Annotated in this window: 13 protein-coding genes and 1 tRNA gene; 6 read left to right on the forward strand and 8 right to left on the reverse strand. The window is 70.9% G+C overall.

Going from position 1 to position 14232, the window contains the following annotated elements:
* Positions 1–15: 15 nt before the first annotated feature.
* The 6 genes from ACZZY9_RS11210 to ACZZY9_RS11235 all read right to left on the reverse strand — a co-directional run bounded on the left by ACZZY9_RS11210 (position 16) and on the right by ACZZY9_RS11235 (position 7048).
* Entirely contained in the window at positions 16–1761 is a 1746-nt protein-coding gene (locus ACZZY9_RS11210; protein WP_463464115.1) for a sensor histidine kinase, read from the reverse strand.
* A 70-nt stretch (positions 1762–1831) separates the two neighbouring features.
* The gene (locus tag ACZZY9_RS11215; RefSeq protein ID WP_146852589.1) at positions 1832–2524 is read right to left on the reverse strand and encodes a response regulator transcription factor; all 693 of its coding nucleotides are present in this window, start codon (positions 2522–2524) and stop codon (positions 1832–1834) included.
* Positions 2525–2604: 80 nt separating this feature from the next.
* Entirely contained in the window at positions 2605–3168 is a 564-nt protein-coding gene (locus ACZZY9_RS11220) for a hypothetical protein (RefSeq protein WP_192061370.1), read from the reverse strand.
* The gene (locus tag ACZZY9_RS11225) at positions 3165–4799 is read right to left on the reverse strand and encodes a DNA repair helicase XPB (protein ID WP_463464116.1); all 1635 of its coding nucleotides are present in this window, start codon (positions 4797–4799) and stop codon (positions 3165–3167) included. Before ACZZY9_RS11225 ends, ACZZY9_RS11220 begins: the two co-directional genes overlap by 4 nt.
* Before the next feature lie 70 nt (positions 4800–4869).
* On the reverse strand, positions 4870–6729 hold the full coding sequence (locus tag ACZZY9_RS11230) for a helicase-associated domain-containing protein (protein WP_463464117.1): 1860 nt from the start codon (positions 6727–6729) through the stop codon (positions 4870–4872).
* Between the two features lie 40 nt (positions 6730–6769).
* Entirely contained in the window at positions 6770–7048 is a 279-nt protein-coding gene (locus tag ACZZY9_RS11235; protein ID WP_463464118.1) for a multidrug ABC transporter ATPase, read from the reverse strand.
* A gap of 84 nt (positions 7049–7132) precedes the next feature.
* Here ACZZY9_RS11235 and ACZZY9_RS11240 point away from each other — a divergent pair, with 84 nt between their 5' ends.
* Entirely contained in the window at positions 7133–7510 is a 378-nt protein-coding gene (locus tag ACZZY9_RS11240) for a cold-shock protein (RefSeq protein ID WP_192061374.1), read from the forward strand.
* Positions 7503–8204, forward strand: a complete 702-nt coding sequence (locus tag ACZZY9_RS11245) for a DUF3027 domain-containing protein (protein ID WP_463464119.1) — start codon at positions 7503–7505, stop codon at positions 8202–8204. The genes ACZZY9_RS11240 and ACZZY9_RS11245 overlap by 8 nt, the downstream gene beginning before the upstream one ends.
* A 107-nt stretch (positions 8205–8311) precedes the next feature.
* Here ACZZY9_RS11245 and serC read toward each other — a convergent pair whose 3' ends face one another.
* Entirely contained in the window at positions 8312–9430 is a 1119-nt protein-coding gene (serC, locus tag ACZZY9_RS11250) for a phosphoserine transaminase (protein WP_243215659.1), read from the reverse strand.
* Positions 9431–9518: 88 nt separating this feature from the next.
* Here serC and ACZZY9_RS11255 point away from each other — a divergent pair, with 88 nt between their 5' ends.
* The 4 genes from ACZZY9_RS11255 to ACZZY9_RS11270 all read left to right on the forward strand — a co-directional run bounded on the left by ACZZY9_RS11255 (position 9519) and on the right by ACZZY9_RS11270 (position 12437).
* Positions 9519–10211 (forward strand): metal-dependent transcriptional regulator, encoded by a 693-nt coding sequence (locus ACZZY9_RS11255; protein WP_463464120.1) that lies wholly within the window; start codon positions 9519–9521, stop codon positions 10209–10211.
* Positions 10212–10437: 226 nt separating this feature from the next.
* Positions 10438–11376 (forward strand): C40 family peptidase, encoded by a 939-nt coding sequence (locus ACZZY9_RS11260; RefSeq protein WP_463464121.1) that lies wholly within the window; start codon positions 10438–10440, stop codon positions 11374–11376.
* Positions 11377–11687: 311 nt separating this feature from the next.
* A complete protein-coding gene (locus ACZZY9_RS11265; protein WP_463464122.1) occupies positions 11688–12185 on the forward strand; it encodes an HNH endonuclease in 498 nt (165 codons plus the stop codon).
* Positions 12186–12365: 180 nt separating this feature from the next.
* Positions 12366–12437: transfer RNA gene (locus tag ACZZY9_RS11270), tRNA-Arg, on the forward strand.
* Positions 12438–12761: 324 nt separating this feature from the next.
* Here ACZZY9_RS11270 and ACZZY9_RS11275 read toward each other — a convergent pair.
* Positions 12762–14105: an APC family permease gene (locus ACZZY9_RS11275; protein WP_463464123.1), complete on the reverse strand. Its 1344-nt coding sequence runs from the start codon at positions 14103–14105 to the stop codon at positions 12762–12764.
* Positions 14106–14232 lie beyond the last annotated feature (127 nt).

Here is a 14232-nt window from a genome sequence, read left to right on the forward strand (position 1 = left end):
GAGCGCGGCGGGCGGCTAGGCGGGCTGCGGGGCGGTGGTGACAGCGGCGTCGGCGGGCATCAGGGGCAGGGCCACCTGGAACGTGGCGCCGCCGCCGGGGGTGTCGCGCACGTCGACGCTGCCGCCGTGCGCCGCGACGATGCCCGAGACGATCGCGAGCCCCAGGCCGCTGCCACCGGTGTCGCGGGTGCGCGACGAGTCCGCCCGCCAGAACCGCTGGAAGATCTTCTCGCGGATCTGCGGCGGGATGCCCTCGCCGTGGTCGACGATCGCGAACGTCGCGACGCCACGCCCCGGGTCCGACTGCACCACGATCTCGATCGGGCTGTCGTGCTCGGTGAAGCGCATGGCGTTGCCCATCAGGTTGGTGATCACCTGGCGGATCTTGTTCTCCTCGCCGAGCACGATCGCGTGCGCCTCGTCGAGGGGGGTCTGCTCGACGGGCACGACCGCCGCGCTGCCGTCCGCGTTGCGGCCGCCGCGGGCACGGAGGCTCCGGAGGCGCGCGAGGGTGGCCCCGGCGAACGTCGCCGGCGCGCCGCCCGCGGTCGCCGACCCCGGCGCGACGGGCGTCACCGGGCCGGTCAGCCGGCTCTCGACCGGGGCGCCGGGCGCCGCGTCGATCGCGGGCTCGGCCGCCGCCTCGCCGTCGTCCGCCGGGGTGGCCGTCGGGACGACCGGGTCGAGCACGAGCACCTCGATGTCGCGGTCGGGGTTCGAGGCCATCGTGTCGAGGGCTGAGTCGCGGGCGAGCTGCACGAGGTCGACCGGGCCGAGCTCGAGCGGCTTCGACTCGTCGAGACGAGCCAGCTGAAGCAGGTCTTGCACGAGGACCCCCATGCGGATCGCCTCCTTCTCGATCCGCTCCATCGCCTGGGCGACGTCCTCCTCTTTGGTGAGGGCGCCCATGCGGTACAGCTCGGCGTAGCCGCGCAGACTGACGAGCGGGGTGCGGAGCTCGTGGCTCGCGTCGCCGACGAAGCGCCTCATCTGGTCGATGGTCTTCGCGCGGTCGTCGAAGGCGTCGTCGATGCGGTTCAGCATCGTGTTGAGCGATCGATTGAGCCGCCCGACCTCGGTGTTGGGCGTGGTCGAGTCGAGACGCTGGCTGTAGTCGCCGTCGGCGAAGCGCGCGGCCGTGGCCTCGACGTCACGCAGCGGGGAGAACGTCGACGTGACGAGCAGTCGGGTGAGGGCGGCGCCGAGCACCACGACCGAGACGCCGAAGCCGAGGAAGATCCCGCCGAAGCGGTTGATCGTCGCGTTGGTCGCGGCGAGGTTCGTGCCCGTGACGATGGTGGCGTCGATGGTCTGGGTGGAGCCGGTCGTCGAGGTCAGCGTGAGCGGCTTGACCGTGGCGTAGACCCGCCACTCCTGATCGTGGGTGCGGTTGTCGACGCTCTGCGCCTCGCCACCGGCCGACTCGGCCACGGTGACCCCGCCGAGCACGGGCCCGACGCCGTCCTCCAGCAGGTCGCTGGTGTCGCAGATCATGCTGCCATCGGGGTTGAGGATCGCCAGGTAGCTCGACTTGTCACCGAAGTTGATGGTGCACGACGTGCCGTTGCGCGACGCGCCGGTGAAGCTGTCGGCCGACGTCTTCAGCTGCGTGTCGACCTGCCCGTAGAGATAGGTGCTCAGCACCGTCATGGTGCCGAGCCCGGCGACGAGGAGTCCGAGGGTGACGAGGGTCACCGTGATGCCGGTGATCTTCGTGCGGATGGAGATCTCGTTCCACCACTGCGAGAGGCGTGCGTGCATAAGGGCGTCAGACTACCGAGAACGCCTGGGAGCCGAGGCTCCCAGGCGTTCGTGGCGGCGGTGCGGGCGACTAGCTCTTCGACGCCTTGAGCATGTAGCCGAAGCCGCGCTTGGTCTGGATGATCGGCTCGGCCGAGAACTGGTCGAGCTTGCGGCGCAGGTACGAGATGTAGCTCTCGACGATGCCGGCGTCGCCGTTGAAGTCGTACTCCCACACGTGGTCGAGGATCTGCGCCTTCGACAGCACGCGGTTGGGGTTCAGCATGAGGTAGCGCAGCAGCTTGAACTCGGTCGGGCTGAGCTCGATGGCCGTCTCGCCGATGGTGACCTCGTGGGTGTCCTGGTCCATCGTGAGCTCGCCGGCGCGGATGATCGCGTCTTCGTCCTCGTTCATGGTGCGGCGGAGGATCGCCTTGATGCGGGCGACGATCTCGTCGAGGCTGAACGGCTTGGTGACGTAGTCGTCGCCGCCGACGGTCAGACCCGTGATCTTGTCTTCGGTGTCGTCTTTCGCCGTGAGGAAGAGGATCGGCGACGTGTACCCCGACGACCGGAGGCGCTTGGTCACGCCGAAGCCGTTCATGTCGGGGAGCATCACGTCGAGGATGATCAGGTCGGGCTCTTCTTCGAGGACGGCCGAGATGGCCTGCGCGCCGTTGCCGACGGCACGGACTGCGAAGCCCGCGAAGCGCAGGCTCGTCGTCAGGAGGTCGCGGATGTTCGGTTCGTCATCGACGATAAGGATCTTCGGGCCGTCACTCATGGGACAAGTATCTGCGCGCCTCCTCGGTGTTCCCTGTGAGCAGGAGGCACGTCAGCCGCATGCGGGCATCGTGTCGGCCCTCAGGACGCCGGGTCCGTCCATTCGACGTTCGGCACGAGCGCGATGCGGGTCGTCAGCTCGAGCAGCTCGTCGGGCACGGCGAGGGTGAAGTCGACGCCCTCGCGGTGCTCGAGCACGGCGGTGTAGCCGGAGGCGCGGGTGATCTGCCACCCCGGGAACTCCTCGACCGGGGCGGCGACGACCCGCGCCTCCTCGGCGTCGTCGGTGGCGCCGATCGCGGTGAGACCGGCGAAGAGGTGGTCTTTGACCGGCGAGCCGGCGAGCAGGTCGCTGCGGTCGAGCACGTCGGGGTCGGGGCTCCACGTGACGATGCTGAGCTGCGAGCCGGCGTGCAGCCCGCCCTGGACCTCGTAGGTGCGCTCGACGGCCACGACCACCGATGCGTCCCAGTCGGCGAACCGGGCGCGCTGGCCGCGGAACTCGATCGCGTCGTGCTCGAGCGACGCGACGAGCGGACCGAAGGTGGCGAACGGGGCCTGATCGGCCGCGAACACGCGACGGAGTCCGTCGCGCCAGAGGTCGTCGTCGCCGAGCGGCAGATCGGACTCGGAGGCGGTGCTCATGCGGCGAGGGCCGGCGAGTCGAGGATAGTGTAGCTGTAGCCCTGCTCGGCCAGGAACCTCTGCCGGTTCTGCGCGAAGTCCTGATCGACCGTGTCGCGGCTCACCAGCGTGTAGAACGACGCCGGCAGCCCCGACTTCTTCGGGCGGAGCAGGCGACCCAGCCGCTGCGCCTCCTCCTGGCGCGAGCCGAACGACCCGCTCACCTGGATGGCCACGGTGGCCTCGGGCAGGTCGACCGAGAAGTTCGCGACCTTCGAGACGACCAGCACCTTCACCTCGCCGTCGCGGAACGCCTGGTAGAGCCGCTCGCGCTCGTCGATCGGCGTGGCACCGGTCAGGGTCGGGGCGTCGAGGGTCTCGGCGAGCTGCTCGAGCTGGTCGAGGTACTGCCCGATCACGAGGATCTGCTCGCCGTGGTGGCGGGCGACGAGATCGCGGACGACACCGAGCTTGGCCGGTGCGGTGGCCGCGAGACGGTACCGCTCGTCGTCGGGGGCGGCCGCGTACTCGAGCCGCGCCTCCTGAGGGAGGTCGACCCGCACCTCGTAGCAGGACGCCGGCGAGATGTAGCCCTGCGCCTCGATCTCCTTCCAGGGGGCGTCGAAGCGCTTGGGGCCGATCAGGCTGAAGACGTCGCTCTCGCGGCCGTCCTCTCGGACGAGCGTCGCCGTCAGGCCGAGTCGGCGGCGGGCCTGCAGCTCGGCCGTCAGCTTGAAGACCGGAGCGGGGAGGAGGTGCACCTCGTCGTAGACCACCAGGCCCCAGTCGAGGGCGTCGAGCAGCGACAGGTGGGTGTACTTGCCGCCCCGGCGCGCCGTGAGGATCTGGTACGTCGCGATCGTGACGGGCTTGACTTCCTTGACCGAACCCGAGTACTCGCCGATCTCGTCTTCGGTGAGCGACGTGCGCTTCAGCAGCTCGTCGCGCCACTGCCGGGCCGACACCGTGTTGGTCACGAGGATGAGCGTGGTCGTGCCCGCCGCGGCCATCGCGCCCGCGCCGACCAGGGTCTTGCCCGCGCCGCAGGGCAGGACGACGACGCCCGAGCCGCCGTCGAAGAAGTTGTCGATCGCCTGCTGCTGGTAGCCGCGCAGCTGCCAGTCGCCCTGGTCGAGATCGATCGCATGCGGGGTGCCGGGCGTGTAGCCGGCGTGGTCCTCTGCGGGCCAGCCGAGCTTGACGAGCTGCTGCTTGACCTCGCCGCGCGCCCACGGCAGGAGCTCCCACACGGTGTCGCTGCGGCGGACGCCGAGCAGCTCGCCGATCTTCTTGACCCGGGTGACCTCGCGCAGCACGGTGTCGTCGGTGCCGCGCAGCACGAGCGTGTCGCCGTCGCGCTCGATGACGATGCGCCCGTAGCGGGCCACCGTCTCGGCGATGTCGACCGAGACGCTCTGCGGCACAGGGAACTTCGAGTACTTCTCGAGCGTCTCGAGCATGTCTTCGGCGGTGTGGCCCGCGGCCCGCGCGTTCCACAGGCCGAGTCGGGTGATGCGGTAGGTGTGCACGTGCTCGGGTGCACGCTCGAGCTCCGCGAACACCGAGAGGTCGTGACGTGCGTCGTCCGACTGGGGGTGCGCGACCTCGAGCAGGACGGTGCGATCGCTCTGGACGATCAGGGGGCCGGTCATGAGGGTCGAGTCTAGGCGCGCCTCCTGCGGTCGTCCTCAGGTGGTGCGCGGACGCCGCGTGCGGGTCGGATCAGCGCGAGCTCGACACCGCGACCACGTGCGAGAGCGGCAGGGTGCGCTCGACGTCGGACTTCTTGTCGCGCCCGCGCAGGCGGCCGCCGCCCACGCCGGTGGGCTCCATCTCGAGCGACGACGTCGTGCCGTCGGGCTGCTCGATCGAGATCGTGACGGTCAGCCGGCCCTTGACGGCCGCGTCGAGCTGACGGGCGATCCAGGCGCGGTCGGTCGTCTCGGTGCTGCCCTCGTTCTCGGCCGACAGACGCTCGACCATCTCGCGCAGCTGGTCGCGCGCCGGGGCGGGGACGGGGCGCCGGGGGCGGCGGCGGACGGGCGGCGTGACCGAGATGCCCGTCTCGTCGAGCACCACGACGGGGTAGCGCTCGTCGCTCAGGGCCCAGAAGACCGTGTCGCGCTCGAAGCGGCTGACGATGCGGAGCCCGTCGACCCGGCGCAGCGCGAGCGGCGACAGCGCGTGGTCGACCTCGAGGGTGTCGATGCTGGTGTGCTCGTCGGCCTCGACGAGCGTGACGGCGTCGGCGGGGAACCCGGGCGTGCCGGGCTCGACGCCCGACACCCGGTAGCGGCCGTGCCGCTCGGCGGACTGCTGCACGAGGTAGTCGAGCGGCTGGGGGATGCCCGTCGCCGAGATCTCGCCGAGGAACGCCCGGAGCGTGTCGGCCGTCTCGCCCTCGCTCAGAGCCCGCTGCACCCCGCCCTCGGTGATGCGGTACGTGGCGGCGAGCCCGGCGCTCTCGACGACCGCGATGACCCGGAGGCGCGCATCCAGTGCCGGGGACAGCGGACCGGGCGAGACCACGGTGAGGTCGTGCTGCAGATAGACCTGCTCCACCGCCTCGGGCAGCAGCTCGGCGACCCGCGACCGTGCGGCGCCGGCACCCTCGCGGAACAGCGCGAGCGCCGCCGAGGTGGGCACCCCGCCGGAGCTCAGGCCGAGCAGCTCGGCGGAGCGCGAGAACGCGGCCAGGCGCTCGGGCACCCACGCCGCACCCGCGGGGTAGGCCCAGAGCGTGAACTCGCGGAGCGGCTCGCCCCACGAGGTCTCGACGCGCTGACGCAGCACGGCGACGATCTCGGGCGGCAGCGAGTCGAGCCACGAGCTCGTCAGGGCCTCCCAGCGGTCGGGCCACGACGAGGCCAGCCAGGCGTTCGCCTCGGCGGTGACGACCCAGCCGTCGGGGCTCGTGCGGGCGAGCCCGGCGCGGGTCGTGATGCCCAGCAGCGTGCTGACGTCGTCGACGTCGACGCGCGCGGCCTCGGCGAGGCGGCGCGTCTCGGGCAGCGCGAGCCCGCCCTTGGCCAGCTCGCGGGCCGGCGACTGCTCGAGCGCGCGGAGGATCTCGGCGACCTCGATCACGATGGCGTAGAGGCGCTCGGACGACCGCGCGTCGACGGCCTCCCGATCGATGTCGTCGACCGCCTCGAGCACGACCGGCGGTCTCTCGTCGGCCAGCCGCTCGGCGGAGAGCAGCGGGTCGTCGTCGAGGCGCTCGCCGACGGCGTCGGGGGTGGCGACGATGCGGCCGTCGGTCGACGGCACGAGCAGGAAGAGGTCGAGGAGGTGCGCGACGGCCGTCTCGACCGGCGAGAGGGCGTCGTCGGCGGGGCCCGTCAGACGCTCGGCCAGCGTCGCCGTGTCGGCCGGCTCGCGTGCCGCCTGCAGCACACGCAGCTCGGTGCGGTCGAGGCGCGACAGCACGTCGCGCACCGAGGCCGGCTCGAGCAGCGAGTCGGCGAGGTCGAACGCGTCGTGGACGGTCGAGGGGCGCAGCTGTCTGGCCGACAGGCGTCGGAGCAGATCGTCGGTCGGGGCGCTGCGAAGCACGCCCGCGAGATCGAGTGCACTGGTCATTGGGGTCGACCTCCGAAGAATGCGCAGCCGGGTGCTGCGTCTACCGTGTGGTGCCCCGGTTCTCTCGCACACGTCGGACGCCACTGGCGACGACGTAGGCGATGATCAGCAGGATGGCCAGGGGGAGGCCGATGAGCGGCAGCACGCTGACCGCCGGCCAGACGCCGACCGTGTAGTCGGAGACGCCCGTGACGCTTCCGATCAGACGGACGACGAAGGCGACGATCGACAGGACGACGATCGCCGCGATCATGAAGATCAGCACGCGTTCAGTACGATGGACGCTCGTCGGCGTGCTCTCGTCGGTCTTCTCAGCCACCTGCACAGGATAGCGGGGGCGCGCCCCGACCTCTCGCTCTAAACTGAGGTCGCTTTCACCCCCACCTCTTCTAGGAGTCAAGTCATGCCCACCGGCAAGGTCAAGTTCTACGACGACGAGAAGGGCTTCGGCTTCATCAGCAGCGATGACGGCCACGAGGTCTTCCTCCACGCGTCGGCCCTGCCCGCCGGCACCGTGGGTGTCAAGGCGGGTACCCGTCTCGAGTTCGGCATCGCCGACGGCAAGCGCGGTGCGCAGGCCCTCTCGGTGCGCGTGCTCGAAGCCGCACCGAGTCTCGCGAAGATGAGCCGGCGCTCGGCCGACGACATGGCGGTCATCGTCGAGGACCTCGTGAAGGTGCTCGACAAGGCCGGCGGAGACCTCCGCCACGGTCGCTACCCGCAGAACGGCGCCCGCATCGCCGTCCTCCTCCGAACCGTCGCCGACTCCTTCGATGCCTGACGCCGTGACGACCCCCTGGTCCGAGCTCGCGCGCCGCGCCCTGCTCGAGATCACCCCCGACGAGACGATCGGCGCCGAGGCCCCGCCCGTCGACGACGAGCCGGGGGTCACCTCGGTCCGCTTCGCGACCCTGCTGCCCGGCTACCCCGGCTGGTTCTGGACGGTCAGCGTCGCGCACCTCGAGGGCGAGGAGCCCTCGGTGCTCGAGGCCGAGCTGATGCCGGGCGACGACGCCCTCATCGCACCCGACTGGGTGCCGTGGGCCGACCGGCTGGCCGAGATGCAGGCCCAGGAGGCGCGTGACGGTGCCGAGGGCGACGACGAGTCGGATGATGACGACTCCGACGACGAGTCCGAGGATGATGACGACGAGTCGGATGACGACGATGACGACGATTCCGACGACGAGGACTCCGACGACGAGGACGAGTCGGACGAGGGCGACTCCGACGACGACTCGCCGCGCGGCAGCATCGTGCACGGGGGCGACGTCGACGGCGTCGACATCGACGACCTCGACGTGACGACGGACGGCGGATCGTCTGACGAGGACGACGACTCGGACGATGACGACGACTCCGACGATGACTCGGACGATGACGACTTGGACGATGACGACCAGGAGGCCGACGCGGGCTCGACCCGGGGCGAGGAGTCCGGCGGCGGCAGGCCGCGGAGGCGTCGCCGGCGCTAGCCGATCTCAGGGGCGCACGCCGCGCCTCCTCGGCACCGTACGGTGTCGGACGACGAAGACCCCCTCGCGTGATGCGAGGGGGTCTTCGTCGTCTGCGGACCCGACGGTCAGACGGCCAGGGCGCTCACGACGTGGTCGATCGAGCGGATGAGCTGGCGGACGTCGTCGGGCTCGATGGCCGCGAAGGTGGCGACGCGCAGCTGGTTGCGCCCGAGCTTGCGGTACGGCTCGGTGTCGACGATGCCGTTCTGCCGCAGGACCTTCGCGACCGCGGCGGCATCGATCGACTCGGCGAAGTCGATCGTGGCGACGACCTGCGAGCGGTGCGACGGGTCGACGACGAAGGGCGTCGCGTAGTCGGACGCGGTCGCCCAGTCGTAGAGGGCCGACGACGACTCGCGCGTGCGGGCGTCCATCCCGGCGAGGCCGCCGTTGTCGAGCATCCAGCGGGTCTGGTCTTCGAGCAGCAGCAGGGTGGTGAGCGCCGGGGTGTTCAGCGTCTGGTTCAGCCGCGAGTTGTCGACGGCGTTCTTCAGGCTGAGGAACTCGGGGATGTACCGACCGCTGGCGGCGATGCGCTCGACGCGCTCGATCGCCGCGGGGGAGAAGAGGGCGAGCCAGAGACCGCCGTCGCTGGCGAAGTTCTTCTGCGGGGCGAAGTAGTAGACGTCGGCCTGCGTCGCGTCGAAGTCGATGCCCCCGGCCGCGCTCGTCGCGTCGACCACGGTCAGCGCGCCGGCGTCGCCGTCGACCCGGGTGACGGGGGCCATCACGCCGGTGGACGTCTCGTTGTGCGGCCAGGCGTAGACGTCGACGCCCTCGAGCACCTCGACCTCGGCCAGTGCGCCGCCCTCGGCCGTGATCACGTGCGGCGCCTCGAGCCAGGGCGCCGCGTTGGCCTTGGCGAACTTCGAGCCGAACTCGCCGAACGACAGGTTCTCGGCGCGCTTCTCGACCAGGCCGAACGCCGCGGCGTCCCAGAAGGCGGTCGAGCCGCCGTTGCCGAGCACGACCTCGTAGCCCTCGGGGATGCGGAACAGCTCGCCGAGGTCGGCGCGCACCCGCCCGACCAGGTCTTTGACCGGCGCCTGCCGGTGCGAGGTGCCGAGGAGGCTCGCCCCCGCGGTGACCAGGTGCTCGAGCTGTGCGCCGCGGATCTTCGACGGCCCGCAGCCGAATCGACCGTCGGTGGGCAGGAGGTCAGTGGGAATCGAGATGTCCGCCATGGGTCGATCCTAGTGACCGCGGCGGAGCGCTCAGCGTGCAGCCACTAAGCTGACGGGGTAGTCCACGCGTTCCACCGGGAGGCCCCTGTTGACCGATCTCGTCGACACCACAGAGATGTACCTGCGCACGATCCTCGACCTCGAAGAAGAGAACATCGTGCCGCTGCGTGCGCGCATCTCCGAGCGCCTCGGCCACTCCGGTCCGACCGTCTCGCAGACGATCGCGCGGATGGAGCGCGACGGGCTCGTCGTCGTCTCGGGCGACCGGCACCTCGAGCTGACCCACGACGGGCGCAGCAAGGCGACCCACGTGATGCGCAAGCACCGCCTCGCCGAGCGCCTCCTCGCCGACGTCATCGGCCTCGACTGGGCGTACGTACACGACGAGGCCTGCCGGTGGGAGCACGTCATGAGCGAGCAGGTCGAACGCCGACTGCTCGAGATGCTCGACCACCCGACCGAGTCGCCCTACGGCAACCCGATCCCCGGTCTCGACGAGCTCGGCGACTCGCCGGCCGGTCGGTTCCTCGACGGGGTCGTCAACCTGGTGCAGGTCGTCGCCGAGAACCCCGAGGGCGTCACCCGCCCGATCCGTCGTCTGGCCGAGCCGGTGCAGTTCGAGCCCGAGCTGCTGCAGCAGCTGCAGAACGCCGGGGTCATGCCCGGCAGCACCGCGACCGTCACCGCCGCCGGCTCGTACGTCTTCGTGCAGGCCGAGGGTCGCGACGAGGGCCTCGAGCTGCCCAACGAGGTCGCGCAGCACATCTACGTGTCGAGCTGATTCCCAGCCCTCGTACGGCTGTTTACCAATTCGTTACAAATATCCCTCTCGAGGATGATTTCGGGCAGGGCTTCGCGTACAGTCGCAGAGTCCCTCGGCCAGGAAGCCGGTCGCGGGATCCGTGGCAAGACGTCTCTCAGCTCCCGTCTCTTGCCATGAGACGTTGATCTGACGAACGGACGGGCCAGCATCCCTAGTGCTGTCGAGACGCCGGAGAACCACCCTCTTGACCCAGCCTGTTCCCGCCCGACACGAGAACGAGCAGCCGAAGACCGCTGCCCTCCGCACTCCCTCCGACCTCCCGACCCGTTCGTCGCTCCGACGTGCCGCGGCCGCCGCCCCCGCACCGCGACGCCGCACGAGCGCACGCCGCACGGCCGTCTCGGTGACCGTGATGACGCTGACCGCCGGTCTCTTCGGCACGCTGGCCCTGCCCGCGTTCGCCCAGACCCCGGGCGCGACCGGCGCGTCCGACGTGTCGACGGAGTCCGCGGCCTCGGCCGCGCTGACGAAGTCGCGCACCGCCGACGCGCAGACCGTCTCGGTCGCCGACGGCGTGGCCGCCGCCGACACGGGTCGCGACGGTTACACCGCGACCTCGCAGGCGACTCTCGACCAGGCCGCCGCCGCGGCCGCCGAGGCCGTCGAGCGCGAGCAGGAGCGAGCTCAGCTGGCAGAGCAGTACGCGAGCTACAGCGGGCCGACCGCGTCGGAGTACGTCGCGACGGCCGACGAGGCCACGACGTCGACCTCGACCTCGACGTCGACATCGGCCGCGGCCGCCGCCGCTCCGGCCGCCGGCGCCGCGACCCCCGGGGCCTTCAGCCTCGACGCCGTCTACCAGACGGCCCTGCAGTACCTCGGCACCCCGTACGTCTACGGCGGGGCGACCCCGGCCGGCTTCGACTGCTCGGGCTTCATCATGTTCGTCTACGCCCAGTACGGCATCTCGCTGCCGCACTCGGTGCCCGCTCAGGGGGCGCTCGGCACGCCGATCTCGGCCGCCGAAGCGCAGCCCGGCGACGTGATCATCTTCAACGACGGGTCGCACGACGGCTTCTACGCCGGCAACGGGATGATCCTCGACGCGCCCAAGCCCGGCGGCGTCGTCAGCGTGCGGCCGCTGTGGACGGACGCCGTGCACTACGTGCGCTTCGGGGTCTGACCCGACCCGCGCCTCCTCGGCTCCGCGTGAACAGGCTGTGAAGAGCCGCCCCGCCTCTTGGCAGGGCGGCTCTTCGGGGTTAACCTGGCGATCTCGGAGCACCGCTGAGACCAGGAGAGTCACATGCCTCGCACGACCGCCGCTCGCACCATGGGTGCGCGGTCGAGCGAGCACATACGACGCCCAGCCGACCGATAGAGCACTGCCCTGAGGGGCGGTGCTCTTTTCGTTCGGAGGGCACTGCTGGGCCCGGCTGCTGCGAGACGGATCGAATCCCTGGAAGCCGTCCAGGGTGCTTCGAAAGGGACAGCATGCGCACTCTCGTTCTCAACGCCGGCTTCGAACCGCTGGCCGTGGTGTCCGATCGGCGGGCCCTCGTGCTCGTCATGACCCAGAAGGCGACGGTCGTGTCGGCCGACGCCGAGCACCCGGTGCTCGCCGCCCGCGCCTCGTACGACCGGCCGTCGGTCATCGTGCTGACGCGGTACGTGAGGATCCCGCACGGGCGGACGATCCCGGTGTCGCGGCGCGGGGTGCTGCGGCGCGACGCGCACCACTGCGCCTACTGCGGGCGGAGCGCGACGACGATCGACCACGTGCAGCCGCGGTCGCGCGGGGGCGCCGACAGCTGGGAGAACCTCGTCGCGTGCTGCCTCAAGTGCAACAACCTGAAGAGCGACCGGACTCCGGCCGAGATGGGGTGGTCGCTGCGGTGGGCGCCGAAGGCTCCGCACGGGGTCGGGTGGATCGTGCGCGGGGTCGAGCGGCCGCAGCGCGAGTGGGACGAGTTCCTGGCCGCCGCTGCATGAGGGTGGCGCTGCGCTGTTGCTGGTCGCTGGTCGCTGGTCGCTGGTCGCTGGTCGCTCGTCGCCTGCGATGAACCGCGTTCGCGAAGATGAACCACGATAGAACGCGGTTCATCTTCGCGAACGCGGTTCATGGTGCGGCCGGACGGGGGGAGGCGCGGGTTCGGTAGACTCGCCGGGTCAGCCTCTGTAGCTCAATGGAAGAGCAGTTCCGTCCTAAGGAAAGGGTTGGGGGTTCGAGTCCCTCCAGGGGCACCTCAACGACGCTGCGCGCCGATGCGCCCCTGGAGGCACTCGAACCCCCGCGGCCCCGCGCTTCGCGCGCCCGTCCAGGGGCACCTCAACGACGCTGCGCGCCGATGCGCCCCTGGAGGCACTCGAACCCCCGCGGCCCCGCGCTTCGCGCGCCCGTCCAGGGGCACCTCAACGACGCTGCGCGCCGATGCGCCCCTGCAGGGACACGAACCCCCGCGGCCCCGCGCTTCGCGCGCCCGACTCGGTACGACGCCAGGAGATGGACATGACGCCAGGAGTTCTCCTGGCGTCATGTCCATCTCGTGGCGTCGTGGGGGCGGCCGGTCAGCGGGCGGCGGGGGCCTTCGAGCGGAGGCGCGCCACGAAGAACAGCACGGCGCCCGCGGCGAGCAGGATGCCTCCGAACAGCCAGACCTGCCCGCTCTGCTGCGTGAGCAGCAGCACGCACGAGGCCACACCGAGCACCGGCACGGCCGTCCACACACGGAAGTGCTCGTGCTCCACCTCGTCGCGACGCAGCACGAGCACCGCCACGTTCGTGCTGATGAAGACGAAGAGCAGCAGCAGCACGACGGTCTCGGCCAGCGTGCCGATGTCGCCGATCAGCGTCAGCCCCATCGCCACGGCCGTCGTCACGAGGATCGCCGCCCACGGCGTCCTGCGGCGGGGCAGCACGGCGCCGAGCGCGTGGGGCAGCAGACGCTGCTCCGCCATTCCGAACGTGACGCGGCTCGCCATGATCATCGTCAGCAGTGCGCCGTTCGCGACCGCCACCAGGGCGATCAGGCTGAAGACCCACTCGGGGATCCCGGCACCCGAGGCCGAGACGACGGCGAGCAGCGGTCCGGTCGAGTCGGACAGCTCCGACGCGGGCAGGGCGATCGAGCTCGCGAGCCCCACGAGAACGTAGACGACGCCGGCCGTGATCAGCGAGGCGAAGAGGGCGCGAGGGTAGACGCGCGACGGATCACGCACCTCCTCGGCGATGTTGGCGCTCGTCTCGAAGCCGACGAACGAGTAGTACGCGATGATCGCGGCGCCGAGAGTCGCGATCGCGGGGTTCGCGTCGACGGGGAACTCGCCGATCCGGCTGACGTCGCCGCCCCCGCCGCCGAGCATCATCGCCACGACGGCGATCACGACGACGAGACCCGACACCTCGATCACCGTCATGATCACGTTGCCCTTGAGCGACTCGCTGATGCCCCGCGCGTTCAGGCACGCCACCAGGGCGAGGAACGCGATCGCCGTCGGCACGGCCGGCAGGTCGACGAACGTGCCGAGGTAGTCGCCCGCGAAGGCCAGCGACAGACCGGCCGCGCTCGTCACCCCGGCAGCCAGCATGCTGAACCCGACCAGGAACGAGATGACCGGCTGACGGAAGGCGCGCTCGGCGAAGATCGCCGCGCCTCCTGCCTTCGGGTACTTCGTGACAAGCTCGGCGTACGAGCCGGCCGTCAGCAGCGCCAGCAGCAGCGCGAGCAGCAACGGCGCCCAGAGCGCCCCGCCGACCTCGGCCGACAGCGTGCCCATCAGCGCGTAGATCCCCGCTCCGAGCACGTCGCCGAGGATGAACAGGTACAGCAGCGGCCCGGTGATCGCCTGCTTCAGCTTCGACGGCGAGCTGTCTGACGCCGCGGGGGCGCTGGTGGGGGCGGGGGTGCTCATGGGTCTCCTCCAGATTCGATGCACCGGTCAGTCAATGCGGAAACGGCCGAGGAGGCGCGGGTCCGCCCCATGAGGTCGCGAGGGGTTGGCAACGGGGGCGGGCTTCCGGTCTCGGGCCCGCCTGTCG

Source organism: Frigoribacterium sp. AC394 (genome assembly GCF_979258095.1).